Annotated in this window: 24 protein-coding genes and 1 other RNA gene; 13 read left to right on the forward strand and 12 right to left on the reverse strand. The window is 69.5% G+C overall.

All coding sequences use genetic code 11. The annotated features are described in order from the left end of the window. Positions 1-49: 49 nt before the first annotated feature. Together cysK and tehA are read right to left on the reverse strand one after the other, a co-directional pair. Positions 50-970, reverse strand: a complete 921-nt coding sequence (gene cysK / locus AACL56_RS07010; protein ID WP_339089104.1) for a cysteine synthase A — start codon at positions 968-970, stop codon at positions 50-52. A 76-nt stretch (positions 971-1,046) separates the two neighbouring features. Continuing rightward, entirely contained in the window at positions 1,047-2,000 is a 954-nt protein-coding gene (gene tehA / locus AACL56_RS07015) for a dicarboxylate transporter/tellurite-resistance protein TehA (protein ID WP_339089105.1), read from the reverse strand. 217 nt (positions 2,001-2,217) lie between these two features. On the opposite strand from tehA, the gene AACL56_RS07020 reads away from it, so the two are divergent. Then, positions 2,218-3,159: an AraC family transcriptional regulator gene (locus tag AACL56_RS07020; protein ID WP_339089107.1), complete on the forward strand. Its 942-nt coding sequence runs from the start codon at positions 2,218-2,220 to the stop codon at positions 3,157-3,159. A gap of 454 nt (positions 3,160-3,613) precedes the next feature. Further along, a complete protein-coding gene (locus tag AACL56_RS07025) occupies positions 3,614-4,486 on the forward strand; it encodes a molybdopterin-dependent oxidoreductase (protein WP_339089108.1) in 873 nt (290 codons plus the stop codon). Here AACL56_RS07025 and AACL56_RS07030 read toward each other — a convergent pair whose 3' ends face one another. After that, on the reverse strand, positions 4,487-5,383 hold the full coding sequence (locus AACL56_RS07030; protein ID WP_339089109.1) for a DMT family transporter: 897 nt from the start codon (positions 5,381-5,383) through the stop codon (positions 4,487-4,489). 139 nt (positions 5,384-5,522) lie between these two features. Between AACL56_RS07030 and AACL56_RS07035 the strand changes: the two genes are divergently transcribed. Then, entirely contained in the window at positions 5,523-6,314 is a 792-nt protein-coding gene (locus tag AACL56_RS07035) for an AraC family transcriptional regulator (RefSeq protein ID WP_339089110.1), read from the forward strand. 107 nt (positions 6,315-6,421) lie between these two features. Further along, positions 6,422-6,750: RNase P RNA component class A (rnpB, locus tag AACL56_RS07040), an RNA gene on the forward strand. Between the two features lie 31 nt (positions 6,751-6,781). On the opposite strand, the gene AACL56_RS07045 is transcribed toward rnpB, so the two are convergent. Further along, positions 6,782-7,210, reverse strand: coding sequence for a hypothetical protein (locus AACL56_RS07045; protein ID WP_339089112.1), 429 nt, complete (start codon positions 7,208-7,210; stop codon positions 6,782-6,784). 98 nt (positions 7,211-7,308) lie between these two features. Here AACL56_RS07045 and AACL56_RS07050 point away from each other — a divergent pair, with 98 nt between their 5' ends. The 6 genes from AACL56_RS07050 to AACL56_RS07075 are packed head-to-tail and all read left to right on the forward strand — an operon-like array spanning position 7,309 to position 13,769. Next, positions 7,309-7,770: a MarR family winged helix-turn-helix transcriptional regulator gene (locus AACL56_RS07050; RefSeq protein WP_339092816.1), complete on the forward strand. Its 462-nt coding sequence runs from the start codon at positions 7,309-7,311 to the stop codon at positions 7,768-7,770. Beyond that, complete coding sequence (locus AACL56_RS07055) at positions 7,771-9,897, forward strand: FUSC family protein (RefSeq protein WP_339089113.1); 2,127 nt, start codon at positions 7,771-7,773, stop codon at positions 9,895-9,897. Then, complete coding sequence (locus AACL56_RS07060; protein WP_108135854.1) at positions 9,894-10,100, forward strand: DUF1656 domain-containing protein; 207 nt, start codon at positions 9,894-9,896, stop codon at positions 10,098-10,100. The genes AACL56_RS07055 and AACL56_RS07060 overlap by 4 nt, the downstream gene beginning before the upstream one ends. Positions 10,101-10,115: 15 nt before the next feature. After that, on the forward strand, positions 10,116-11,057 hold the full coding sequence (locus AACL56_RS07065) for an efflux RND transporter periplasmic adaptor subunit (protein WP_339089114.1): 942 nt from the start codon (positions 10,116-10,118) through the stop codon (positions 11,055-11,057). A gap of 4 nt (positions 11,058-11,061) precedes the next feature. Then, on the forward strand, positions 11,062-12,555 hold the full coding sequence (locus AACL56_RS07070; RefSeq protein WP_339089115.1) for an efflux transporter outer membrane subunit: 1,494 nt from the start codon (positions 11,062-11,064) through the stop codon (positions 12,553-12,555). Then, positions 12,552-13,769 (forward strand): multidrug effflux MFS transporter, encoded by a 1,218-nt coding sequence (locus AACL56_RS07075; protein WP_339089116.1) that lies wholly within the window; start codon positions 12,552-12,554, stop codon positions 13,767-13,769. The genes AACL56_RS07070 and AACL56_RS07075 overlap by 4 nt, the downstream gene beginning before the upstream one ends. A 1-nt stretch (position 13,770) precedes the next feature. Here the strand turns inward: AACL56_RS07075 and AACL56_RS07080 are convergent, their stop codons facing one another. The 5 genes from AACL56_RS07080 to AACL56_RS07100 form a co-directional block, all read right to left on the reverse strand. Then, positions 13,771-14,313: a hypothetical protein gene (locus AACL56_RS07080; protein ID WP_339089117.1), complete on the reverse strand. Its 543-nt coding sequence runs from the start codon at positions 14,311-14,313 to the stop codon at positions 13,771-13,773. Further along, complete coding sequence (locus AACL56_RS07085; protein ID WP_339089118.1) at positions 14,310-15,377, reverse strand: hypothetical protein; 1,068 nt, start codon at positions 15,375-15,377, stop codon at positions 14,310-14,312. The genes AACL56_RS07080 and AACL56_RS07085 overlap by 4 nt, the downstream gene beginning before the upstream one ends. Before the next feature lie 207 nt (positions 15,378-15,584). Next, entirely contained in the window at positions 15,585-16,118 is a 534-nt protein-coding gene (locus AACL56_RS07090; RefSeq protein WP_339089119.1) for a hypothetical protein, read from the reverse strand. Positions 16,119-16,137: 19 nt separating this feature from the next. Further along, positions 16,138-16,854: an RNA pseudouridine synthase gene (locus AACL56_RS07095; RefSeq protein ID WP_339089120.1), complete on the reverse strand. Its 717-nt coding sequence runs from the start codon at positions 16,852-16,854 to the stop codon at positions 16,138-16,140. Next, the gene (locus AACL56_RS07100) at positions 16,851-18,527 is read right to left on the reverse strand and encodes an MBL fold metallo-hydrolase (RefSeq protein ID WP_339089121.1); all 1,677 of its coding nucleotides are present in this window, start codon (positions 18,525-18,527) and stop codon (positions 16,851-16,853) included. Before AACL56_RS07100 ends, AACL56_RS07095 begins: the two co-directional genes overlap by 4 nt. 138 nt (positions 18,528-18,665) lie before the next feature. Between AACL56_RS07100 and AACL56_RS07105 the strand changes: the two genes are divergently transcribed. Next, a complete protein-coding gene (locus tag AACL56_RS07105; protein WP_339089122.1) occupies positions 18,666-19,673 on the forward strand; it encodes a Bug family tripartite tricarboxylate transporter substrate binding protein in 1,008 nt (335 codons plus the stop codon). Here the strand turns inward: AACL56_RS07105 and AACL56_RS07110 are convergent, their stop codons facing one another. The 3 genes from AACL56_RS07110 to AACL56_RS07120 all read right to left on the reverse strand — a co-directional run bounded on the left by AACL56_RS07110 (position 19,674) and on the right by AACL56_RS07120 (position 22,414). Next, the gene (locus AACL56_RS07110; protein ID WP_339089123.1) at positions 19,674-20,504 is read right to left on the reverse strand and encodes a TorF family putative porin; all 831 of its coding nucleotides are present in this window, start codon (positions 20,502-20,504) and stop codon (positions 19,674-19,676) included. A 50-nt stretch (positions 20,505-20,554) separates the two neighbouring features. After that, a complete protein-coding gene (locus tag AACL56_RS07115) occupies positions 20,555-21,505 on the reverse strand; it encodes a DMT family transporter (protein WP_339089124.1) in 951 nt (316 codons plus the stop codon). A 117-nt stretch (positions 21,506-21,622) separates the two neighbouring features. Continuing rightward, positions 21,623-22,414: a GntR family transcriptional regulator gene (locus AACL56_RS07120; protein ID WP_339089125.1), complete on the reverse strand. Its 792-nt coding sequence runs from the start codon at positions 22,412-22,414 to the stop codon at positions 21,623-21,625. Positions 22,415-22,579: 165 nt separating this feature from the next. Between AACL56_RS07120 and AACL56_RS07125 the strand changes: the two genes are divergently transcribed. Both AACL56_RS07125 and AACL56_RS07130 read left to right on the forward strand, forming a co-directional pair. Beyond that, the gene (locus tag AACL56_RS07125; RefSeq protein WP_339089126.1) at positions 22,580-22,801 is read left to right on the forward strand and encodes a DUF3311 domain-containing protein; all 222 of its coding nucleotides are present in this window, start codon (positions 22,580-22,582) and stop codon (positions 22,799-22,801) included. Further along, on the forward strand, positions 22,798-24,273 hold the full coding sequence (locus AACL56_RS07130; protein WP_339089127.1) for a sodium:solute symporter family protein: 1,476 nt from the start codon (positions 22,798-22,800) through the stop codon (positions 24,271-24,273). The genes AACL56_RS07125 and AACL56_RS07130 overlap by 4 nt, the downstream gene beginning before the upstream one ends. Positions 24,274-24,276: the final 3 nt, after the last annotated feature.

Consider the following 24,276-nt stretch of genomic DNA (forward strand, 5'->3'; position numbering starts at 1 on the left):
GGGAGGCGAAGCGGACACGAAGTGCCGCGCAGCCTGGGGGCGAGCCAGATCAGGCTGGAAGGAAGCCTTCGACGGACAAGTAGCGCTCGCCGGTGTCGTAGTTGAAGCCCAGCACCACCGCGTCGGGTGCCAGCGAGGGCAGCTTCTGGGCGATGGCTGCGAGCGTCGCGCCGGACGAGATGCCCACCAGCATGCCTTCTTCCTGCGCGCAGCGGCGCGCCATCTCGCGCGCCGGTTCGGCGTCGACCTGCAGCACGCCGTCGAGCAGCGAGGTGTCGAGGTTTTTCGGGATGAAGCCCGCGCCGATGCCCTGAATGGGGTGCGGCGACGGTGCGCCGCCGGAGATCACCGGCGAGGCCACCGGTTCCACCGCGAACACCTGCAGCTTCGGCCACTTCTTCTTCAGCACCTTCGCCACGCCGGTGATGTGGCCGCCGGTGCCCACGCCGGTGATGAGCACATCGATGCCGTCAGGGAAGTCGGCCGCGATTTCCTCGGCCGTGGTGCGCACGTGCACGTCGACGTTGGCGGGGTTGTTGAACTGCTGCGGCATCCACGCACCGGGCGTGCCGGCCACGATTTCCTCGGCGCGGGCGATGGAGGCCTTCATGCCGCCGGCGCGCGGCGTCAGGTCGAAGGTGGCGCCGTAGGCCAGCATCAGCCGGCGGCGCTCGACCGACATGCTGTCGGGCATCACCAGGATCAGCTTGTAGCCCTTGACGGCAGCGACCATGGCCAGGCCGATGCCGGTGTTGCCCGAGGTGGGCTCGACGATGGTGCCGCCGGGCTTGAGCGCGCCGCTCTTCTCGGCGTCTTCCACCATCGAGAGCGCGATGCGGTCCTTGATCGAGCCGCCGGGGTTGGCGCGTTCGGACTTGATCCAGACCTGCTGCTTCGCGTTGCCGAACAGCCGGTTGATGCGGATGTGCGGCGTGTTGCCGATGGTCTCGAGGATGTTCTGGGCCTTCATGGAATGGGATCTCCTTGGGTCGATGCGTTGGTGTCGGACGGATAGCGCGCATTGTGAGACCAGCCCGCTTCGTTTTTCAGCGCGAGGGTGTTGCGGCAGGCAACAGCCGCCCGCGAAGCAGCAGGCCCAGCGTCTTCAGAACCAGCAGGCCGACGATGAGGTTGGCGGCCGCGAACGAGGCCGGGGCGATCCATTCGAGCGGGCCGCCGGCACCGGCAGCCAGCAGCCGCATCGCCAGCGTCGGCAGCGCAGCCACGCCGAAGCTGAAGGCCCAGTACGAGGGCGCGAACGGCTGCCGCGCGATCCACGGCAGCAGCCGAAGCAGCAGCAGCGCCTGGTACAGGCCGTAGCCCAGCAGGATCTGCGCGAACAGGTCGGGCACGCCGCCGTTCAGGCTCAGGTAGGTCACGCCGCCGACCACCGCCGGTGCGAGCTGGATACCGAGCACCGGGCGCTGCGCTTCGGGCATCGGCGGCTGCAGCGCGGCGCGGCCCAGGATCAGCGACTCGATCGCCAGCCACGAGAACAGCCCCGCGCCGAAGAACAGCATGCCCAGGTGCGGCCAGCCGAAGCTGGCGGCCGCCGTGCCGGCCACGAAGTTCTGCGCCACCGCCGGCAGGTAGATGGCCGGCGTGACCGTCTCGGGCTGGCGCCCGCCCTGCCACACGCGGCCGTAGAGCCACAGGCCGAGCACGAGCTGCGCCGTGACGGCCACGGCGAACACGGCCAGCGCCACGGGTCGCGACCAGGGCAGCAGCGCCATCGCCGCAAGCATGCTGGCCACCGGACCCAGCGCCGCGAACGACGACTGCACCGGATGGTTCATCTCGGCGCGCGCCTCGTCGCCGCGGTGCAGCCACTTCCATGCATACAGCGCCAGCAGGGCGAACCACACCGCGATGCCGCTCCAGGTCACGGCGTGTTCGATGTCGCGCGGCAGATGCCACAGTGGCGTGGCCACGCGCCAGGCGTTGCCCATCGCGAGCAGGCCGACGGCGATGCCGAAGAAGGAGGCCGGGATGGCGGGCACCGCGGTCGCCGCGGAGTGCGCAGCGGGCGACCGCGCGGCCGGGGCGGCGGTGAGGGCGGGAAGTGATGGAAGTGTGGGAAGGGCGGAAGGAGCGGCACGATCGGAATTCATTCTGTTCACCTCGTGAAGACGTTGAATGAACTTTAGGCCGGCGCATTGGGATTTTGAATGCCAGAATGTCTCGAAGAATTGCTTCAGCGTCTCACGCCCGATTGCCATGGACACCTTGAGCGAACTTGTCGGATGGCTCGACCCGCGCGGCCGCATGGACCTGCGCTGCCTGTTCGGCGAAGACTGGGCCGCGCCGCACGAGGCCATCGGCCCGTGGCGCGCGCCTTTTCACATCCTGCTGCGCGGGCGCTGCGAACTCTGGCTGCCCGATAGCCGCGCGTTGCTGCAGGTGGAGGAGGGCAGCCTGGTGGTGCTGCCGCGCGGCTCGGCGCACGTGCTGCGCACGACGGGGCTCGAGAGCGAAGGGCGGGCCATCCGGCTGCGGCACGGCGAACTGGTCGACCTGAAGACCAACCTGCGGCAGCCCGCGAAGGCCGATACCGACATCCTGTGCGGCGAGTTCGAGTTTCCGGGGCGGCGGCGCAGCATCCTGCTCGACGCGCTGCCCGAGACCATGGTGATCCCTTTCGCGCAGCATCCGGAATACGGCTGGCTCCAAGGGCTGGTGCGGCTCATGGCGCACGAGATCGAACAGCAGCGCGCCGGCGCGGCGGCCATCGTGGCGCAGCTGTCGGGCACGCTGTTCACGCTGGCGGTGCGTGCGCACCTGGCCACGCGGCCCGAACTGTCGGGCGTGCTCGGGCTCATGGCCAGCCCGCGGCTCGCGCCCGCCCTGCAGGCCATGCTGGCGAACCCCGAAGCGGCGTGGACGGTCGCCGCGCTGGCCGGGCGCTGCCACATGTCGCGCGCCACCTTCGCACGCGAGTTCGCGCGGCGTGCGGGCACGGGTCCGCTCGAACTGCTGACGGCACTGCGCATGGAACTCGCCTCGCGGCTGCTGGCGCATGGCGGGCAGGACACGGCCAGCGTCGGCGAGGCGGTCGGCTACCGCTCGGAGGCGGCCTTCAACCGCGCGTTCGCGCGCCATGCGGGCGTGACGCCGGGGCGCTTCCGGCGCGCTGCGCTCGATGCAGCCAAACCTGCCTGAGTGGCGTCGGGCGTGATCTTCGTCGCCACGCCGTACATGCCGTGGCGCAGCGCGGTGGGCTTCGCCCTGTTGCCGAACGGGTGGCCCGAATGACCGCCGCAGGCCTTCGTCCGGTGGCGCGGGATATCGTTTCCGATATGTTCACCTGAATACAACGCGGTACATTCGCCCGTTGGTTGCGAGCGAGAGACGCCGCCGGGCCAGCGCAGCATTGCTTGCGCTGGTTCGCAGGGCGAGCGCTGTCGCCGTGTCTTATCGAATACATCGGAAACGGGAGATGGTCATGGATTGGTCCAGGAGCTTGGTTTCGGGCGTCGCCGCCCTGGTGCTCGCCGGGTGCGGTGGTGGCGGGGACAACAGCGGCGCGGTGTTCGTTCCGCTTGCGCCCGCACCTGCGCCCGCGCCACCCGCACCGCCGCCGCCTCCCGCCCCGCCACCAGCGCCTGCACCGTCCGTGCAGCTCGGTGGCGCCATCGACCGCTCGGCGGCCCTCACCGAAGCCGAGCTCGCAGCGCGCGCGCCGATCACCCAGACGGTCGATTTCTCCAGCGGCAGCGGCGCCCAGACGCACACCTACACCGGCGCCGGGCTGTGGCCGCTGCTGAACGACGCGGGCATCCAGGTCGATGGCGCGCGCAAGAACGACGTGCTCAGCCGCTACCTGCTGGCCACCGGCGCCGATGGCTACAAGGTGGTGTTCGCGCTGGGAGAACTCAGCCCCGACTTCGGCAACAAGCCGAGCGTGGTCGCTTATGCCGAAACCACGGCGGGCACTTCGGCCCCGCTGGGCACGACCGACGGCCCGTTCCGCGTGACGGCGCCGGGCGACGTGAAGGGCGGGCGCTATGTGTCGAACCTCGTGCGGCTCGACGTGGTGGCCGCGCCCGCGACGGCGGCGGCCCTTCCGGGCGGCGGTGTGTCGAGCAGCTTTGCCGTTTCCGGCAAGGTCGGCACGTCGATGAGCTACACCGCCGCGGACCTCAAGGCCATGACTGCGTCGCCCGACCTGACCGTGGGTGCCAACGTGTACCACGGCGTCAGCCTGTGGACGCTGCTGAGCGGCCTGGGCCTGCCCGCCACGCCGAAGAACGCTTCGCTGGGCATGTACGCCGTGGTCACGGGCAGCGACGGCTACCGCGCCACGCTGTCGCTGGGCGAGATCGACCCCGGCTTCGGCGGCAAGGCCGCGATGGTCGCCTACCAGATGAACGGCGCCGACCTGACCACCACCGGCTTCGCGCGGCTGGTGGTGCCGGGCGAGGTGAAGCAGGGGCGCTCGGTGTCGAACCTGATCGCGATCGAGGTGTTCTCCGCGCTCGGTCCCTGATCAACCCGCCACCGCGCGCCGGCTGCGCAGCGGTGCCTTCCACAGCTCCGCCAGCAGCACGCCCGCCACCGTGAGCGCGCCGCCGACCGCGTGGTACGCCGCCAGCGACTCGCCGATGACGGCCGCGGCGATCACGGCGGTGAGCAGCGGGATCAGGTTGAAGAACATGCTCGCGCGGCTCGGGCCGATGTGCGCCACCGTGTGCATCCACACCAGCGGCGCGATCATGGAGGCGCCGAGGCCCGCGAAGCCGATCAGCGGCAGATTGGCGGCGGACAGCCCCACCCGCGGCGTGAGCAGGTAAAGCGGCAGCAGCGCGATGACGGCCACTACGATCTGCAGGTAGAGCAGCTGCAGCGCGGGCACGTCCTTCATGCCCCAGCGCTTGAGCAGGATCACGTAGACCGCATAGGCCAGCATCGCCAGCAGCATGAGCGCGTCGCCGGTATTGGCGCCGCTCTTCAGCAGGGTGCCGAGGTCGCCCGAGGACACCACCACCAGCACGCCCGCGATCGACGCCAGCGAGCCCGCCACGGCGCCCGCCGTGAGTCGCTGTCCCAGCAGCAGGATCGACAGCGCCAGCACCATGATCGGCGTGAGCGAGCCGATGATGCCCATGTGCGTGGCCGTGGTGAGGTAGGCCGCGTAGTACGCCAGGCTCTGGTAGACGACCATGCCCAGCAGGCCCAGCACCGCGATGCGACCCAGTTGCGGCCGCACCGCCGGCCAGTTGCGCAGCATCGGGCGCAATGCCAGCGGCGTGAAGAGCAGGGCGGCCAGCAGCCACCGGTAGAAGCTGATCTCGGCCGGCGCGATGGCGCCGGCGGCCATCTTGCTGACGACGACATTGCCCGCCCAGATGACGACGGCGAGCAGAGGAAAGGCATAGGGCCACATGAAAGGGAGCTTTCTTTTTCAGGGTAGAGGCCTATCATCGATGCGTCCGTCCTGCGGCATATAGCTCGATCAGGACATTCCGTTCGGCGATCCGGACGCTTTCCCATCCTTTTCTTTCTTGCCGAGGAGCTTCATCGCCATGGCCGACCGGTTGCGTCATTTGCCGATCCAGGACGTGGAGGGCAAGGAGGGGCCCTTCTATTTCCGTTATGACGAGTTCGCCGCCGACACGCTGGCCGTGGCGCACAGCCACAGCTGGGGCCACCTGAACTACGCCGCGCACGGCACCATGCATGCGGAGGCCGAGGGTCTGCGCTTTCTGTCGCCGCCGCAGTTCGCGGTGTGGATTCCACCGAACGTGATGCACGGCTGCACGCTGCGCAGTGCCATCGTCTATCGCTCGATCTACATCGCGCCCGCCCTGTGCGCCGCGCTGCCGGACGAGGCCTGCATGCTGCGCATGAGCCCGATCATCCGCAGCGTGCTGGCCGACTTCGCTGCGCGCGACGTGCGCGAACCGAAGACGCCGGCCGACCTGCGCCTGGCGCACGTGATGGTCGACCAGCTGGCGGTGGCCGAGGTGCAGCGCAGCTACCTGCCGGCGGCCGCGTCGCCCGCGCTCGCGACCGTGCTCGATGCGCTGCAGGCCGACCCCGGCGACCACCGCCCGCTGGCCGAGTGGGCGCAGCGCGTGCACATGACCGAACGCACGCTCGCGCGCCAGTGCCAGCGCGAACTCGGCATGTCCTTCGGCGACTGGCGCCAGCGGCTGCGCTTCCTGCGCGCCATCGACGCGCTGGAATCGGGCCGCACCGTGCAGGAGATCGCCTTCGACCTGGGCTACAGCACGGCGTCGGCGTTCATCGCGATGTTCCAGCGCGAAGCAGGAACGACGCCCGAGCAGTACCGGCGCGAGTTCTGCGGCATTTGATGGCACCCCCAGTCTTCGCGCGCTGCATGTCGCTTCGCCGAAAGCCGGTTCCGCGGTATCCCCGGTGCAGAGGAGTCTCTTTGGGCGTGAGGCGATAATCGAGCGGTGAAGCACGCCAGACCGCCGCTGGTGCAAGTGCCGAAAGGCCGCACTGGAGGAACGTCCGGACTGCACAGGACAGCGCAGGAGTTAATGACTCTCCACCGTGAGGTGAGGATCAGAGCAACAGAGACGAGCCGATTCAGTTCGGGTGAAACGGGCAATCTCTGCGCGCAGCAACACCAAGTAGGCCAGTATCGAGGTGGTTCCGCTGAGCTGGCGGGTAGGTGGCATCGAGCCGTTTGGCGACAAACGGCCCAGAGTAATGGCGGTCACGCCGGGGTCTTCGCAAGAGGGCTCCGGTGCACAGAATCCGGCTTATCGGCGGGCTTCACACTTTTCTTCCGGCGGCGCGCCATGCGCCGTAATCAGGCGCACAGATCGCCTTGCGGCAGCCGATGCGATGCGTAGCAGCGCCGCAGGGTGCCGATCCACGCCGATGACCAGCCGCAAAGCGACGCCTCGAGGATCAGGCCGGCGTCGTCGGACACGCAAGCCGCCAGTTCCGGTTCGCCCGTGCGTTCGGCCGTCGTCCTGAACACCCATTCCCGAAGGCTTCTCGAAGCCGCTGCCTGTTCGTTGCACGTCTCTTCCGGCTGGGCCTTTGCGGCATCGGCCACGCCGGTGGCGGCCAGCGACCACGCTTCGTCGAAAGGCGATTCGTCGCGCGCATCCAGGTAATCGTCCACCGAAAAGCCGGGCAAGGCGATGGCCTGCGCCAGCGTGGCTTCGATGTCGCTTTTGAACTGTTCCATGTTCATCCGGTGATTTTCCGTGGGCTGCCGCGCCGGCTGCACGAATCAGTAGTAACCCCTATAATCGATAGCAGACTAACTATTAGGCAGCTATCGTGACCGACACGTCCCCCTCCCAGCCAACGCGCGCACAGGCGCTGATGCGGCTCGGCACGTCGTTCGCGGCGCTGCAGCGCGGTTACCGGGCCGCGGCCGACAAGGCGGTGGCACACGTCGGCGTCTCGCAGACGCTGGCGTATCCGATCGTGATGCTCGGGCGCATGAACGGCGAGGTCCGGCAGGGCGTGCTGGCCGAAGCGCTGGGCATCGAAGGTCCGTCACTGGTGCGATCGGTCGACCAGCTCGTCGAGGCGGGCCTGGTCGAGCGCCGCGAAGACCCGGCCGACCGCCGCGCCAAGACCCTGCACCTCACCGACGCCGGCAAGGCCACCTTCGCACCCATCGAGGCCTCGCTGGCGCTGATGCGCACATCGCTGTTCGAGGGCGTGCCCGACGCGGACATCGCCGCCTGCCTGCGCGTGTTCGCCGTGCTCGAAGAGCGCATGGGCGTGCGCGCCGTGATGACGCCCCCGCCGCCGCAGGAACCTGAAGGGCGCAAGTAGATGGCCGGGCTTTCTCTTCCGCGCTTCAGCCGCGCGGAGCTTCTCTTTTCCGGCAAGAGCTTCGCCGCTGCCATGCTGGCGATGTACCTCGCCAGCCGCGCCGGCCTGCCGCGCCCGTTCTGGGCACTCATGACCACCTACGTCGTGGCCCATCCGCTGGCCGGTGCCGTGCGCTCGAAGGCGCTGTACCGGTTCTGCGGCACGCTCATCGGCAGCACCGCGACCGTGCTGCTGGTGCCCGCGCTGTCCAACGCGCCCGAGCTGCTCACGCTGGTGCTCGCGCTGTGGGTCGGGCTGTGCCTGTGCATCTCGCTGTTCGACCGCACGCCGCGCTCGTATGTGTTCATGCTCGCCGGCTACACGGCCGCGCTGATCGGCTTCCCGTCCGTGCAGACGCCGCTCGCGCTGTTCGACACCGCTGTCGCGCGCGTGGAAGAGATCGGCCTGGGCATCTTCTGCGCCACGCTCGTCCACAGCCTCGTGTTTCCCGCGGGCCTCGCGCCGACCGTGCTCGGCCTGCTCGACCGTACGCTGGTCGATGCGCGCAAGTGGCTCGGCGACCTGCTGCAGCCCGCCGGACGCAGCAGCCAGGCCGACCCGCGCCGCCTGGACGACGACCGCCGCCGCCTGGCCGGCGACATCACGCAGCTGCGCCTGCTCTCCACCCACGTGCCCTTCGACACCACGCACCTGCGCTGGACCGCCGGTGCCATCCGCACGATGCAGGACCGCGTCGCCGCGCTCACGCCCGCGCTGTCCGCCGTCGAAGACCGGCTGCAGGCGCTGGAGGACACCGAAGGCCGGCTCGCGCCCGACGTCACCGCCGTGCTCGCCCAGGCTGCGCAATGGCTGCGCGACGAAGCCGAACCCGGCGGCGACCCTGCTGCCCGCGCGCAGGCCCTGCAGGCGCTGCGCCAGGCCATCGGCGCATTGAGCGCCACCCCCGCCGATGCGGCAACGCCACCCGCCGCATGGGGCCGCGCCCTGCGCATCGGCCTCTCGGGCCGGCTCGAGGAGCTGGTCGACGGCTGGACCGCCTGCGCGCAATTGCGCCAGGACATCGACGAAGGCCTGAAGGGCGCCGCGCCGCTGCGCCGCACTGCCGCGCTCGGCGCCCGCGCGCTGCACCGCGACTACGGCATGGCGCTGCTGTCGGCGCTGGCCGCCGTCATCGCCATCTGCCTGTGCGGCGCCTTCTGGATCGTCACCGGCTGGCCCATGGGCTCGGCCGCCACCATGATGGCCGCCGTCTTCTGCTGCTTCTTCGCCACCATGGACGACCCGGTGCCGGCGATCCACGGCTTCCTCAAGTGGACGCTCTGGTCCATTCCGATCTCCGCGGTCTACGTGCTGGTGCTCATGCCTACGGTGCAGGACTTCGGCATGCTCGTGGCCATCTGCGCGCCGCTCTTCCTGGTGCTGGGCCTCTACCTGCCGCGCCCCACGCATTTCATGCCGGCGATGGCGCTGATCTTCGGCGTGGCCGGCACGCTCGCGCTCCACGACACCGCCAGCTCCGACCTGGTGAGCTTCATCAACAGCATGATCGGCCAGATCGTCGGCGTGGTGGTCGCGGCGCGCGTCACGCGCCTGGTGCGTTCGGTCGGTGCCGACTGGAGCGCGCGGCGCATCCAGCGCGCCACCTGGCGCGAGCTCGGCGACATGGCCGCGTCTTCGCAGCCGCAGTACGCGCAGAGCGACGCCTACGCCGTGCGCATGCTCGACCGCATCGGCCTGCTCGCGCCGCGCATCGCGCAGGCCGGCGGCACGGTCGAGGGCGTGGCGGCCAACGACGCGCTGCGCGACCTGCGCATGGGCGCCGACATCGCCGTGCTGCAGCGCGTTCGCGCGCAGCTGCCGGTGGCCACCGCCAACGCGCTGCTGGGCGGCATCGCCGGCTTCTTCCGCCAGCGCGGCGAAGGCCGCATGAACCCGCGCCCGCCGGGCCTGCTGCCGCAGATCGACGAAGCGTTGGGTGCCGTGCTCGCCGATCGCGATGCATCGGTTTCCAGCGCCTCGCGCGCGGCCGTCACCGCGCTGGTCGGCCTGCGCCGCAACCTCTTTCCCGAAGCGCCGCCGATGCTGGCGGGCGCGCCCACGCAAGTCATTCAAGGAGCCTCCGCATGATCGGCGAAGCCAGTTTCTACGGCCTGTACCTGCCCTGGATCATGGTGCTGGCCCTCGGCGCGCTGCTGGCCCTGTGGGCCGTGCGCCGTCTGCTCGCGGCCACCGGCGCCTACCGCTGGGTGTGGCACCCCGCGCTGTTCGACATGGCGCTGTACCTGCTGCTGCTCTACGCGCTGAGCCGCGCGACCTCCTACCTTCAATAAACAAACGAGATTCCCATGAAAGCCAGTCCTTCCTTCGACAACCCCTGGGCGCAGCGCCTCGGGCGTGTTCTTCTGACCGTCCTGGTGGTGGCCGCCGCCGTGTGGGCCGGGCTGCGGCTGTGGGACCACTACGAACTCGCGCCGTGGACGCGCGACGGCCGCGTGCGCGCCAACGTCGTGCAGATCGCGCCCGACGTGTCGGGCCTCGTCACGGCCGTGCCCATTCGCGACAACCAGCCGGTGGCCGCCGGCACGCTGCTGTTCGAGGTCGACCGCGCGCGCTACGACCTCGCCGTGCGCCAGGCCGAGGCCGCGCTGTCGGCGCAGCGCGCCATGAGCGCCCAGGTGCAGCGCGAGAACCAGCGCAACGTGGGGCTCGACGACCTCGTCTCGAAGGAGTCGCGCGAGCAGACCCGCTCGCGCGTCGAGCAGATGCATGCCGCCGTCGCGCAGGCCGAAGTGGCGCTCGACTCGGCCCGCCTCAACCTGCAGCGCGCCGAAGTGCGCGCGCCCACCGACGGCCTCGTCACCAACCTCGACCTGCGCCAGGGCAGCTACGCCGCGGCCGGCCGCCCGGTGCTCGCGCTGGTCGATGCGCAATCCTTCTACGTCGAAGGCTACTTCGAGGAAACCAAGCTGCCGCGCATCCACCTCGGCGACCGCGTGCGCGTGACGCCCATGGGCGGCGGCGCGGTGCTCGAGGGCGCGGTCGACAGCGTGGCCGCCGGCATTGCCGACCATGACCGCTCCACCAGCGCCAACCTGCTGCCCAGCGTGAACCCCACGTTCAACTGGGTGCGCCTGGCGCAGCGCATTCCGGTGCGCGTCAAGCTCGACCCGCTGCCGCAGGGCGCACGCCTGGTCGCCGGCCAGACGGTCACCGTGCAGGTGCTGGAGAGCAAGACGGCGCAGAACAAGACGGTCGCCGAGCCTGTCGCCACGCCGCAGAAGGGATGACACCATGACCACGACACGCTTCGTATTCCGCTTCGCGACGCTGGCCGCCGCGGCCGCGTTCGCAGCCTGCGCGGCGGTCGGCCCCGACTACCGCCAGCCGCCCGAGGCGCTGGCCAGCCAGCCCGGCGCCGCCCGGCCCTTCGCCGAGGCCCCGGCCAACGCCGCGCCCTTGCCCGCGCACTGGTGGCGCCTGTACCACGACCCGCTGCTCGACAAGCTGGTCGCGCAATCGCTGGCCCACAACACCGACCTGCGCCAAGCCGTGGCCAACCTCGAGCGCGAACGCGCCATCGAGGACGAAGTGGCCGGCGCCAGATACCCGACCATCGGCGTGAACGGCGGCCCGTCGTTCGGCCACGTCTCGGGCCTGTCGCTGCTGCAGAAGGGCTACGAGCCGCCGAGCACCTTCAACTACAGCGCGGGCGCCTCGCTGTCCTACCAGGTCGACCTCTTCGGCCAGATCCGCCGCGGCATCGAGGCCTCGCAGGCCAACACGCAGGCCGCCGAAGCCGCGCTCGACCTGGTGCGCGTCAACGTCGCGGCCGGCACCGCGCGTGCCTACGCCGAGGCCTGCTCGACCGGCCTGCGCCTGCAGATCGCGCAGAAGTCGGTGTCGCTGCAGCAGGACGCGGTGAACGTCACCGACCGCCTGCAGCGCGCGGGCCGTGCCGGTGCCATCGACGCCAACCGCGCCCGGGCGCAGCTGCAGCAGCTCAATGCCGCGCTGCCGCCGCTGAAGGCCGAGCGCCAGGGCGCTCTCTACCGCCTGGCCACGCTCACCGGCGCGCTGCCGCAGGACTTCCCGCGCGAGGTGGCCGACTGCACCGTGCCGCCGCGCGTGGCCGGCACCTTGCCGGTCGGCGACGGCGCCGCGCTGCTGCGCCGCCGCCCGGACATCCGCCAGGCCGAACGCAGCCTGGCCGCATCGACCGCGCGCATCGGCGTGGCCACCGCCGACCTGTACCCGAAGATCACGCTGGGCCTGTCGGGCTCCTCGGCCGGCCATGCCGACGGCTTCGGCCGCAAGGACACCTTCGCCTGGAGCCTCGGCCCGCTGATCTCGTGGACCCTGCCGAACACCGGCGTCGTGCAGTCGCACATCGCGCAGGCCGAGGCGGGCACGCGCGCCGCGCTGGCGAAGTTCGACGGCACCGTGCTCGCCGCGCTGCGCGAGACCGAAACCGCGCTCGCCACCTACGCCCGCGAGCTGGACCGCCGCGCCGCGCTCCAGGCCTCGCGCGACGAGAGCGCCAAGGTCGCCGCGCAGGCGCGCCAGCTCTACCAGAACGGCCGCACCGCGTACCTCGACTCCCTCGACGCCGAGCGCTCGCTGGCCGCCAGCGAGGCCGCGCTGGCCGCCAGCGAGGCGCAGCTGTCCGACGACCAGGTGGTGCTTTTCATGGCACTGGGCGGCGGCTGGGAACCCGACGATACGAACCTTGCACAAGGCGCCGCAAACGACGCGAACGAACCTGCGAGCACCTCCACCCGGCAATGACCCCCATCACCACCACCGCGCCACAGCGCCGCCCGCACGCGCCGCTGTGGCTGCTTGCGCTGGTCACCTTCAGCGGCACGCTGGCCATGCACATCTTCGTACCCGCGCTGCCCATCGCCGCGAAGAGCCTCGGTGCCGGCATCGGTGCCATGCAGATGACGGTGAGCCTCTACATCCTCGGCCTGGCCGTGGGGCAGCTGGTGTACGGCCCGCTGGCCGACCGCTACGGGCGCAGGCCGGTGCTGCTGCTGGGGCTCGGCCTGTATTGCGCGGCCGGCCTCGCGGCCGCGGTGGCGCCCGAGGTGCATTCGCTGATCGCAGCGCGGCTGTTCCAGGCCGTGGGCGGTTGCGCCGGCCTCGTGCTGGGCCGCAGCATCGTGCGCGACACCGCCGAGCCGCAGGAGGCCACGCGCCGCCTCGCCCTGATGAACCTCATGGTCACCATCGGCCCGAGCCTCGCGCCCCTCCTCGGCGGTGCGCTGGCCACCGCGCTGGGATGGCGCTCGATCTTCTATGCGCTGTTCGGGCTCGGCGTGATCGGCTTCCTGTTCACCTGGCGCCTGCTGCCCGAAACGGGCGCGCCGGGTGCGGCGGTGAATGCGCGCGACCTCGCCCGCAACTACCGCAAGCTGCTGGCTTCGCCGGCGTTCCTCGGCTTCTCGGTGGGCGGCGGCTGCGCCACCACGTCGATGTACGCCTTCATCGCCTCGGCGCCCTTCATCTTCGTGGACCAGCTGCACCGCCCCGCGCACGAGGCGGGCATCTACCTCGCCATCCTGGTGTCTGGCGTGTGGCTCGGCAGCTTCCTCACCAGCCACCTGATCTCGCGCGTGCGCGTCGATCGCCTCATGACCCGCTCGAACTCGCTGAGCGTCGCCGCGGCCTTCGTGCTTTTGGGCGCCGCGCTGACTGGCCACCTGTCGGTGCCGCTCATCGTCGCGTGCATGTTCCTCTACACCGTGGGCGCCGGCATGGCCTCGCCGGCCGCACTCACGCAGGCGATCAGCGTGAACCCGCAGGTCATCGGCTCGGCCTCGGGCCTCTATGGCTTCACGCAGATGGCTGTGGGTGCGCTGTGCACGGCCCTGGCCGGCATGGGCCACCGCAACCCGGCGCTCGCCTCGGCCATCGTGCTGGCGGGGGCGGGCATCGTGGCGCAGCTGTCGTTCGCGGTGGCGCTGCGCACGCAGAGGGCCCAAGCGTGCGCGACGTGAATCAGCGCTTGCAGCGCTTCCCGAGGTCTGTGCCGATCTGCGCCGTGAGATTGTCCAGCGCCGTATTGAAGGCCTCCTGGATTTCGCCCTGGGACGTGGACCAGTTCATCGAGTCGTCGAAGCCCCGGTAGGTTTTCGTCATCGCCGCGGCCGTGCCGTTCGCCGGGAACCGAACGCGCACGACGAGGTTGGCCGACTTCAGCGAGACGAGACCGTGCACGTAGGCCTTCAGCACCGTGATCCGGATCGCCGGCGCACCTGCATCGCGCGTGTAGCCGGGCATGGAGGCGATGCCGTTCCTGAACCACCCGTCGAAGCCCGCGCCGTCGATGTGCGTGCGGCCCATCTGCCCCAGGCTCTGTGCGTCGCGCTGGTCGTCCAGGGCGCCGAGGGAGAACGCACAGGCCGTCGAGGCGGGGCTCGGCGGCGCGGTTGCAGACCGGCGCTGCAGGCCCGTCACCTCGTCCGACGCGCAGCCCATCATCGACAGCAGCGGTGCGGCCAGCACGAAGCAGGCGGCGAGGCGCCCACCCGTCGAAGTCACTTCGCCGCCGTGTCCACGACGGCTTGCACGGCCGAGTCCGGGGCAGGAGCGACCACGGGGGCGGCCACGGGTGCGGCCACCGCCGCTGGCGCGGCGGCCGCCACATTGGCCAGCGCCGCGTCGAAGTACAGCGATCCGTTGGGATAGCGAAGCAGTTTGCCGGTATTGCGTTGCGACACCAGGTTGGCCTTCATGCCGGTCGGGGTGTCGACATTGGCCGTGGCGGGCGCATAGACGGGGTGCTTGCTCTGCAGGTCGGCGGCCAGCAGCGCCGTCGACTGCGCAATGCCGTCCAGCAGCGCGACCTTCAAGAGGCGGGCGTTGTCGGCCTTCCAGGCATCGATGTTCTTCGCGGCGTCATCGCTGGCGGCGGGATGCTTCGCGGTGTAGATGATGGTGCTGCGGTAGCTCGAGTTCTGCAGCGCCAGCGCGGGCTCCGACGGCGTCGCGGACAGAGCGGCCGGCAGCTTGGCAGCCTTGCGCGCCTCGGCGCCGCGCGCATAGATCAGGCCCCGCGCCGAGACCTCCAGCGTGGAGAAGTCGCTCGACAGGTGGTAGTCGAGGTTGATGAACATCACTGCGTTCGAGGTCGAGGCCTTGAATGTCTTCTCGTAGGCCTCCGTGGTGACCGTCTTGGTCACGGCCACATCCGCAAGCTGCATCCGGGGCACCGACTGCAGCGACTGCGTGACCGACTCGCGCATGAGCTGGTCGAAGTTCACCTCGACCAGCTCGTCCTTCAGCGGGCGAACGCTCTCTTCTGCTGCCTTGGCACGCGTGGCGTTGATGCTCGCATCCACCGCACCCATCGCACCGCCGCAGGCGGCTGCCAGCAGGATGCCCAAGCCGGGAACGGCGCCGCACGCCGCGGCGCCTCCGGCAGCCGCATTCGAGCGGACGAAGGCCGCATACAGCTCGGGCTGGGTGATGCCGACTTTCACCTCGACGGGCTGGAGCGCTCCCAGCATCTCGGGCTTGACCGGCTGCGTGGGCGGCAAGTGCGTGCAACCGGCGAAGACGAACGATGCCAACACCGGAATAACGGCGCTGCGAATAGCGAACATGGATCTTTCCCTCGGACATGTGATTCGATCGCATCGCCGTGCCCCTTTTTTCCGGGTGTCTGCGGCGATGAGGCTTCGGCCAAGGTCTGCCAACCTTTTCGGCCGGCGGGGATCGTACATGCAGTTACGTGTTGTTCGACACGGGTTGCGTTCGCGGATGCCCGGACCGTGCGAAATGCCGACGTTCCGAGGGTTTGTCCGCCGGGCTCAGCGCGTGAACAGCCAGCCGCCCTTCGGCTGGCGCGTGAGCTCGTGGCGTTTCACGGCGCGTTCCTCGCCGTCGTCGCCCACGTAGACCACCTCGAAGCGCACCAGCTTCGGCGTGACCATCTTCCAGTTCTGGATGCGCTTGACCGTCACGCAGGCGGTCTTGTCGTGGTACTGCATCTCGGCCATCGGGCCGCCCTGGAAGCCGGTGCCGTCGAACAGGCGGCCGGGCGCTGCGAAGGGATTGAGCACTGCGCCGTTGCGCGCGGTGATGCAACCCTCGGTGCGTACGAACGACTCGATGGTGGGCGACGCGCTGCGCACCACCTTGCCGATGGCGGGGCTTGGCGGCTTGCTGCCGATGGCTTCGCGGATGCGCTCCACCTGGTCCTCGGTGATCGGCGCAAGGCCGTCCCTGGAGATCACCGCCGGTTGCGGTGCAGGGGGTACGGGGGGTGGATCGGGCTGGAAGAGCGAGCAGCCTGTCACCAGTGTCAGGGGCAGGGTGCAGGCGAGGGCGGCGCGTCCGTGCATCGTCGTTGTCGTCCTTTCTTCAGAAACGTTCCTGGGGTGCGAGGTAGCGCCACTGGCCGGGCTGCAGCCCCGCCAGCGGCACGCGGCCGATGCGGATGCGCCGCATCGCGAGAATGCGCAGCCCCGCGTTGTCGCAGATGTGCGCGATCTGTCCCGGCCGCGCGCCCTTCAGCGCGAAGCGCAGGCCGGTCTGTTCGCCGCTCTGGCGGCCGATGCTCACGCGCGCCGGCGAACGTTCGAGACGTGCCAGCACCTCGGGGCTCACTTCGCCGGCCACGTCGACCATCACCTCGTGCTCGATGAAGGCGGCATCCTCGTGCAGCTTGCGCTCGACGCGGAACTCCTGCGTGTACGCGACCAGTCCGCTGGCGCCGGTTTCGAGCGGCGTCATGCAGCGTTGCCCCTTCGCATGGGCCGGCAGGAAACGCTGGCCGGCGCGCTCGGGCTCATGGTGGTTCGCGGCCACCAGCAGGCGGTGCGCGTCATCGGTCGGCATGCCTGCCGGTTTGTACAGCAGCAATGTGACAGGCAACAAGGGCTCGGGCCTGGCACCGGCCGCGATCTCGACCTGCTGGTGCGGCAGCACGCGCGACTGCGGCAGCATTTGAGCAACGCCGTCGACGCGCACCGCGCCGTTCTCGATCAGCAGCTCGGCCTCGCGGCGCGACACGCCCGCCATGGCGGCCACGCGCTTGGCCAGGCGGATGCCTCCGTTCTCCGGTGTGCTGCGGTTCATCGCGCCCCGGCCAGTTGCCGCAGGCGCGCCACGTGCGCCGCCAGCGAGCGCGCAGCGACCGGCCACATGCGATCGGGCACGTCGTCGTAGGCCAGCGGCAGCCACTCTTCGGGCGTGCCGTCGGGCAGCTTCTGCATGGCCGCGGCAATCTTGGCCTCGCGCTTCAGGCGGTGCGCCTTCAGCATGCCGATGGCGGTGCGCGCAAAGCCGATCACGTAGCCGTGCGCGGGCAGGATGAACTCGATGCCGCCGGCCTCGCAGGCCGCATCGAGCGCGTCGAGCGAATCGAGGTAGGCCGTCATGTCGCCGTCGGGCGGATCGACCACCGTGGTGCTGCCGTTGAGGATGTGGTCGCCCGAGAACAGCAGGCCGTCTTCCTCGAGCACCAGGCAGAGGTGGTTGGCCGCGTGGCCGGGCGTGTGGATCACGCGCAGGGTGTGCGCGAGCGCTGCGCCATCGGGCCCCGTGCCCGAGAGCACGAGCCGCTCGCCGTCTTCCAGCTCGCGATCCGCGGTGAAGCGCGCGGACGAGCGCGCGGTCGGTGCGGACGACAGCCCGAGGACCGGCGGCTTCGTGTCCTTGCACAGCGCCTGCAGCGGCGCGGCGCCGGGCGAGTGGTCGGCATGCGAATGCGTGCACACGATCATGCGGACGTCGCCCTGCGTGATGCGCCACAGACGGCCGATGTGGTCGAAGTCGTTCGGGCCCGGGTCGATCACGATGTAGCCGGTGGCCGCGTCGCCCACGATGTAGGTGTTGGTGCCGGGGCCGGTCATGGCGCTGGGGTTGGGTGCGGTGAGGCGCATCACGTTGCGCAGCAGCGGCACGGGCTGCGCGCTCTGCCAGTCGAGCGCGTGCAGCATCTGCCCGTCGGGGCACACCAGCGCGAGTTCGCCGAACGGCGGCTCATGCTCCATGTAGCGCACGTCCGCGCCCTTGAGCAGGCCGCCGCGCGGGCAGCTGGTCCACAGCGGCGATTCGCCCGCACCGGCAGGCGCACAGGCTGCGAGCACCGCGTCGACGCTCGCGTAGGCGGCCAGCCGCTGCAGCGTGCGCACGGTCGGGAAGATCATGAAGAAGGTGCCTGCGTCGTGGCGCGCCAGCGCGTCGGCGGGGCGCACCCAGCAGGGCTCGAACTGCTCGCTCTCGTCGGCCTTGGGCTCCTGGCCCTCGGGCATGCGCGCCACCAGGAAGGGCACGTCGAAGCGCCTGGGCAGGTCGCGGTCGGTGATCCAGTGCGCGAAGGTGAAGACCCGGTCGGAGCCCAGCACCAGGCCGCGCGCGGCGCACTGGTCTGCGAAGGCGGCGCCGGCGGTGTCGTTGCGGTCCATCGAGGCGATGTCCTGCGCACTCACCGGGCGCCCGTCGGCATGGTGCGCGAGCAGGATCCCCAGCTCCTCGAAGGCTTCGCGGATGGCCGCGATGGCCTGCGTGCGCTGCACGCGGCTCTGCGTGGGACGGCGCGTGGCGATGCGCTTGGCCGCTTCGTCGGCGGCGTCGATGTGGCCGCCGGGAAACACGTAGGCGCCGGGCGCGAAGCTCGCGGTCGCCGAACGGCGGGTCATGAGCACTTCGATGCCGGCGTCGGTGTCGCGCAGCAGCAGCACGGTGGCGGCGGCGCGCACCGTCGCGGGCTCGCGGTGGGGGTGGAGTTGTTGGGAGGAACGGACCATGGGACGATTATCGGAAGCGGGCGCGGTACGTGCTTGGCACGGGGGGCGCGTGCATAAGCTCATATGGATTCAGGCATCAGCGGCGCGCCACAATCCGCGCTTGCACCGCCTGCCTCGAAGAAAGACCGAAAGACTGTCATGGCCGATTCTCCCTCCTCTCCCCTGCGTTTCGTCCGCCGCGCATTCCTGCTGGCTGCAGCCTCGCTCGCCGTTCCCGCCGCCTTCGCGCAGCAGGACTGGCCACAGCAGCCCGTCACGTTGATCATGGGCTTCCCCGCCGGCTCCGGCGTGGACGTGGTCGCACGCACCATCCAGGAACCGCTGGCAAAGCAGCTGGGCCGCCCGGTCATCATCGACTACAAGTCGGGCGCCGCCGGCAACATCGCCAGCGACTACGTGGCCCACTCGAAGCCCGACGGCTACACGCTGTCGTTCGGCACCGCCGCCACGCACGGCAGCAACGCCGCGCTGTACAAGAAGCTGCCGTTCGACGTCGAGGCCGACTTCATTCCGGTGGCACCCGTGCTCGACGTGTCGAACGTGCTCACCATCAATCCGGACGTGATCAACGTCAGGACCTTGAAGGAATTCGTCGAGCTGGTCAAGGCCAATCCGGGCAAGTACAACTATGCCTCTACAGGCAACGGCGCGGGCACGCACATGGCATTCGCGGAGTTCAACGCACGGCTCGGCCTGACGATGGTGCACGTGCCCTACAAGGGCGGCCCCGAGGCCATCACTTCGGTGGTGCGCGGCGAAACCTGCTGCATCATGAACCAGGTGCAGACCGTTCTGCCGCACTACAAGGCCGGCAAGGTGCGCCTGCTGGGCGTGACCACGGCCACCGCGGTGCCGGCCGTGAAGGAGGTGCCCACCATCGCATCGAGCGGCGTGCCGGGCACCAAGGGCTTCGACAGCTCGATCTGGTTCGGCATCTTTGCGCCCAAGGGCACCGATCCGCACATCGTCGACAAGCTCAACGCCGCGGTGAAGACCGTGCTCGAGACGCCGGAGATCCGCGAGCGCTTCGAGAGCCAGGGCAACACGGTGCGCATCGAGACGCCGGCACAGTTCAGGAAGACCGTGCACGACAACCGTGTGAAGTGGGCCGAGGTCGCGAAGGCCGCGAACATCAGCATCGACTGATCAGAGGGTCTTCGTCAGCGTCAGGATGAAGCGTGCCTTGTTCGGCGAGTAGTAGGTGGCGCCGAACGTGCCGAAACCGTAGTCCACGCCCGGGTTCGCCACCGAGAGGTACGAGCTCTTCCTGTTGGCACCCTGCACCGAGCCCGCCAGCGACAGCCCGTTGCCGAAGTCGTAGGACGCGCCGAGGTTGTAGTCGACGTAGTTCCTGTAGCCCAGGCTGCGGATGTCGCTCGACATGTTCGTGTAGCCCACGGCGGCCTTCAGCGTGAGCTTGGGCACGATTTCCTTGGAGTACGACAGGTTCAGGTAGCCGGTGTTGCGGCCCTTCAGGCCCGATCCGGCCTTGTTGCCGGCGTAGCCGAAGTAATCCTTCGACACCGTGTGCGAGTACTTCAGCGTGAACGAACCGAAGGCCTCGCTGGTGTAGCCCGCGCTGCCGTACAGCTCGGTGGTGTTGCCCGACGCGTTGCCCGGGTACAGGTAGGTGAGCGCACCGACGTCCATGTCGAGAGGGCCGGCCTTGAACTTGTAGCCGCCGTAGATGTCGCTCTCGATGCTGTTGCCCTTGAGCCAGTTGACGCTGGAGTTCCAGTTGCCTACGTAGAAGCCGCTGTCGCCGAAGGCGTAGTCGAGCCCGCCCTGGATGGCCGGCTTGAAGGCCTTGGTCTTCGCGTAGTCGTTCCTGCCCAGCATGTCCTGGTCCTGGCCGCGGAACTTGTAGTTCGTGGTGAGTGCCACGTTGCCCGTGAGCTGCGCGTTCGCAAGCAAGGGGAGGGCGGCGAGGGTGGGCAGAACGAGCATCGGCAGGGCGATGCGGGAGAGGTGTTTCATCGAGAAAATTCGCTGACGGATGGAGAAGCCGGCAGCGTAGGAGCGGGCGTCTAAAAGCCGCGTAAAAAATGCCGGCCCCGGCGCAAAAGTTTTGCCTGCGGCATTGTCATCGCCACCACGCCGGCCATCACGCAGGCCAGCCCGATCCATGCCGTGGGCGCGAGCGCTTCACCGAGAAACACCACGCCGATCGCCACGCCGATGGGCACGCGCAGGTAGGCCTGCGCGGCGGTCGACATCGGCCCCAGCGTCCTGATGAGCCGGAAGTAGATCGTGAAGGCCAGCGCCGTCGAGAGCACCGCGAGCGCCAGCACCGACAGCATCGAAGCCGGCGATGGCGCGAGCGTCCACGGGCGGTCGATCGCCATGCTCGCGGGCAGCAGCAGGGCCGCACCGCACAGCAGCGAACCTGCGGCGGGCACCATCGGGTCCAGCTCCTTGAACACGCGGCCGAACATGGCGGCACAGGCGTAGCACACGGCCGCGGCCACCAGCGCCAGCTGCGCGAGCAGCGAATGCCCGAGCCCGTGCAGCGCCTCGAAGCCCACGATCAGGCAGATGCCCGCCATCCCCGCACCCGCGCCGAGCAGCCGGCGCAGCGTGGGCCTCTCCGACCCACCGATGCACAGCCCGAGCAGGAAGATGAAGATCGGCGAGGTCGAGTTGAGGATGGTCGCCAGCCCCGCGTCGACGCTGCGTTCGGCCCATGCGATGAGCGTGAACGGCATCACGCTGTTGAGGCAGGCCTGCAGCATGAAGCGCCGCCACATCGCGGCCTCCGCAGGCAGTTGCACGCCGCGCAGGCGCAGCACCGCGAGCAGCAGCAGTCCGGCGATCAGGGTGCGCGCCGCGATCAGCGTGACCGGTGGAATCGTCGCCACGCCGACCCTGATGAAGGTGTACGACGCGCCCCAGCAGGTCGCGAGCACGGCGAGCAGCGCCCACTCGAGGAAGACGGCTCGGGGTTTGCCTGGAGCGGCAGGAGAAGAAGCGCTGTGCATGGTGCGCCGATCTTGGCCAGACCGGCGCGCCGACACTTCGTTCGCCGGCGAAATGTGGAAGCCGCCCGCAGGCGGTGCATGAACATGAACCGCCGCCCTCCGGCGGCGCGTGGGCGTTCAGTGGTTGTGCTTGTGGCCGTGCTTGTGGCCGTGCCCGCGGCCCGGCGCGCCGCCATTCAGCAGCGTCGCCAGATCCACTTCCTGCTCGGCCGCCGCACCCGCGATCACGCGTTGCTCCAGTTCGTCGAGGTGTTCCAGCGCCACGGCCAGTGCCGCGTCGAGCGACTTGCCCGTGAGCGCCTCGATGATCTGCTCATGCTCGCGCGGCGCACAGCTCGCGGCCTCGGCCGAGTCGTACAGCGCCTTGTAGAGCTCGGTGTTCGAGATCAACCGCTGCAGGTAGGAAATCAGCTCGTCGCTGTGCGCCATCTGCGCCAGCAGCATGTGGAACTCGCCCGCCAGCCGTATCGCGTCCTCGCGCCGGCCTTCCTTGAACGCCTTCTGCTCCGCCTGCACGTGCTTGCGCAGCGCGGCCACCTGCTCGCGCTCGAGCTGGCCGTGCAGCGTGCTCACCAGCCCGGCCTCGACGATGCGGCGCGCCCGGTAGATGCCGCGCATGTCGTCGATCGAGGGGTTGGGCACGAAGGCGCCGCGGTTGTGCTCGAGCACCAGCCGCTTCTCGGAGCCCAGCCGCGCCAGCACCTTGCGCACCGCGCCGCGCGTGCAGCCCAGCGCCTCGGCCAGCGCGCGTTCGCGCAGCGGCGTGCCCGGGCGCAGCTTGCCGCTCAGCAGGGCTTTCGAGACCGCTGCATAGACACGCTCGTCCACGTTGGCTTCGTCGGCATCGGCCGGTTCCTCGGGGGCTGCAGCGGCGGCAAGGGCGGGGGATTTGCGAGCGGTGGAAGGCATAGGCGTCGGGATTATTGCCCGCCTCCCCGGACCCGCGGGAAATCCCCCGGATTGACTCGGCCCCTTCGGCTCCGTACCATTCGCCTCGTTTGGTTAACCAAAACATATTTATATGGTTGACCATGCAAAAGAAAAATCTCAACCAAAGCACAGATCGAGACAACCATGAAATCCGCCAAATGGCTCGCCGCGCTGCCTGTCGCCGCTTTCTTCAGCGGGGGATGGCTGTCCTCCGTCGCGCCCGCCTTCGTGCTCGGCATGCCCTTCCTGATGGTGTGGAACGTCAGCTGGCTGGTGCTGACCTCGCTGATCATGGTGGTCATCGACCGCGCCGAGGGCGACCTGGATGCCGTTGACGCGGCCGATGCCCGGGGAGCCGCGCGATGAACGCCGCACTCGGCGTGATCGCGCTGTTCGTGGTCGGCGCGCTGGGCCTCGCGGTGCTTGCCCGGCGCGGGCGCACCATGAGCCTGGAGCAGTGGGCGCTCGGCGGGCGCGGGCTGGGCGCCATCATGGTGTTCCTGCTGATGGCGGGCGAATCGTTCTCCACCTTCACCTTCCTGGGAGCGAGCGGCTGGTCGTACAGCAAGGGCACGCCGGCCTTCTACATCCTGGCCTACGGCGGCCTGGCGTATCTCATGGCCTTCTGGATGCTGCCGGCCGTGTGGCGCTACGCCACCACGCACAAGCTGGTGTCGTTCTCCGACTTCTTCGCTCACAAGTACGACAGCCGCCCGCTGGGCGTGCTGGTGTCCATCGTGGCGCTCATGGGCATGGTGGCGCTGCTCACCATCCAGCTGCGCGGGCTCGGCATCATCGTGTCGGAAGCCTCGTACGGCACCATCGCGCCGCAGGTGGCCATCTGGATCGGCACGCTGGTCATGGTGAGCTACATCCTGTTCTCGGGCATCCACGGCTCGGCCAGCATCGCCATCGTGAAGGACATCCTCATCCTCGCGCTCGCGGTGTTCCTGGGCATCTACCTGCCGTGGCACTACTACGGCGGCGTCGCGCCCATGTTCACCGCCATCCATGCGGCCAACCCCGGCTTCTTCGAGTTCCCGAAAGAGGGCCTGAACCTCACGTGGTACAACTCGACCATCCTGCTCACCGCGCTGGGCTACTACCTCTACCCGTTCAACCTCACGTCGGTGTACGCCGCCAGGAGCGCGAGCGCAGTGCGGCGCAACACCATCCTGATGCCGCTGTACCAGGTGGTCATCGCCTTCCTGTTCCTGGTGGGCTTCGCGGCCATCCTGCAGGTGCCGGGGCTCAAGGGCGCCGAGGTCGACCTGGCCCTGTTCGGCCTGGTCAAGCACACCTTCGACCCGTGGTTCGTCGGCGTCATCGGCGGCACGGGCGTGCTCACGGCGCTGGTGCCGGGCTCGATGATCCTGCTCACCGCGTCCACCGTCATCGGCAAGAACGTCTACAAGGAAGGCTTCGCGCCGCACGCCACCGACAGGCAGGTCTCGCGCGTGGCCCGCACCGTGCTGCCGGTGTTCGCGCTGGTGGCGGTGTACTTCGTGCTGCGCGGCGGCACCACCATCGTGGCCGTGGCCATCTTCGCCTCCAGCCTGCTCACGCAGCTGCTGCCCTCGCTGCTGTTCAGCCTCATGAAGAAGCCCTTCGGCAGCAAGCACGCGGCCTTCGCCGGCATCCTGGCGGGCGGCGCAGTCCTCGGCTTCATGATGACCACCGGCTCGAACCTGGGTACGCTGTTCCCGTCGGCGCCGGTGGTGTTCAAGTCGCTCAACACCGGCCTGGTGGCACTGGCGACCAACGCGCTGGTGTTCGTGATCGTCGCGCTGTTCACGCCGCGCATCGCGCCGCGCCCCGTGGCGGCCCAACTTGCCTGATGT

This window comes from Variovorax paradoxus, assembly GCF_902712855.1.
GTDB lineage: Bacteria > Pseudomonadota > Gammaproteobacteria > Burkholderiales > Burkholderiaceae_C > Variovorax > Variovorax paradoxus_Q.

Bases quoted from the DNA above. Each gene is read 5' to 3' on its own strand.
- cysK (WP_339089104.1), bottom strand. From the start codon at position 970: ATGAAGGCCCAGAACATCCTCGAGACCATCGGCAACACGCCGCACATC.
- AACL56_RS07020 (WP_339089107.1), top strand. From the start codon at position 2,218: ATGGACACCTTGAGCGAACTTGTCGGATGGCTCGACCCGCGCGGCCGC.
- AACL56_RS07030 (WP_339089109.1), bottom strand. From the start codon at position 5,383: ATGTGGCCCTATGCCTTTCCTCTGCTCGCCGTCGTCATCTGGGCGGGC.
- AACL56_RS07035 (WP_339089110.1), top strand. From the start codon at position 5,523: ATGGCCGACCGGTTGCGTCATTTGCCGATCCAGGACGTGGAGGGCAAG.
- AACL56_RS07050 (WP_339092816.1), top strand. From the start codon at position 7,309: ATGCGGCTCGGCACGTCGTTCGCGGCGCTGCAGCGCGGTTACCGGGCC.
- AACL56_RS07055 (WP_339089113.1), top strand. From the start codon at position 7,771: ATGGCCGGGCTTTCTCTTCCGCGCTTCAGCCGCGCGGAGCTTCTCTTT.
- AACL56_RS07060 (WP_108135854.1), top strand. From the start codon at position 9,894: ATGATCGGCGAAGCCAGTTTCTACGGCCTGTACCTGCCCTGGATCATG.
- AACL56_RS07065 (WP_339089114.1), top strand. From the start codon at position 10,116: ATGAAAGCCAGTCCTTCCTTCGACAACCCCTGGGCGCAGCGCCTCGGG.
- AACL56_RS07070 (WP_339089115.1), top strand. From the start codon at position 11,062: ATGACCACGACACGCTTCGTATTCCGCTTCGCGACGCTGGCCGCCGCG.
- AACL56_RS07075 (WP_339089116.1), top strand. From the start codon at position 12,552: ATGACCCCCATCACCACCACCGCGCCACAGCGCCGCCCGCACGCGCCG.
- AACL56_RS07085 (WP_339089118.1), bottom strand. From the start codon at position 15,377: ATGTTCGCTATTCGCAGCGCCGTTATTCCGGTGTTGGCATCGTTCGTC.
- AACL56_RS07090 (WP_339089119.1), bottom strand. From the start codon at position 16,118: ATGCACGGACGCGCCGCCCTCGCCTGCACCCTGCCCCTGACACTGGTG.
- AACL56_RS07095 (WP_339089120.1), bottom strand. From the start codon at position 16,854: ATGAACCGCAGCACACCGGAGAACGGAGGCATCCGCCTGGCCAAGCGC.
- AACL56_RS07100 (WP_339089121.1), bottom strand. From the start codon at position 18,527: ATGGTCCGTTCCTCCCAACAACTCCACCCCCACCGCGAGCCCGCGACG.
- AACL56_RS07105 (WP_339089122.1), top strand. From the start codon at position 18,666: ATGGCCGATTCTCCCTCCTCTCCCCTGCGTTTCGTCCGCCGCGCATTC.
- AACL56_RS07110 (WP_339089123.1), bottom strand. From the start codon at position 20,504: ATGAAACACCTCTCCCGCATCGCCCTGCCGATGCTCGTTCTGCCCACC.
- AACL56_RS07115 (WP_339089124.1), bottom strand. From the start codon at position 21,505: ATGCACAGCGCTTCTTCTCCTGCCGCTCCAGGCAAACCCCGAGCCGTC.
- AACL56_RS07120 (WP_339089125.1), bottom strand. From the start codon at position 22,414: ATGCCTTCCACCGCTCGCAAATCCCCCGCCCTTGCCGCCGCTGCAGCC.
- AACL56_RS07125 (WP_339089126.1), top strand. From the start codon at position 22,580: ATGAAATCCGCCAAATGGCTCGCCGCGCTGCCTGTCGCCGCTTTCTTC.
- AACL56_RS07130 (WP_339089127.1), top strand. From the start codon at position 22,798: ATGAACGCCGCACTCGGCGTGATCGCGCTGTTCGTGGTCGGCGCGCTG.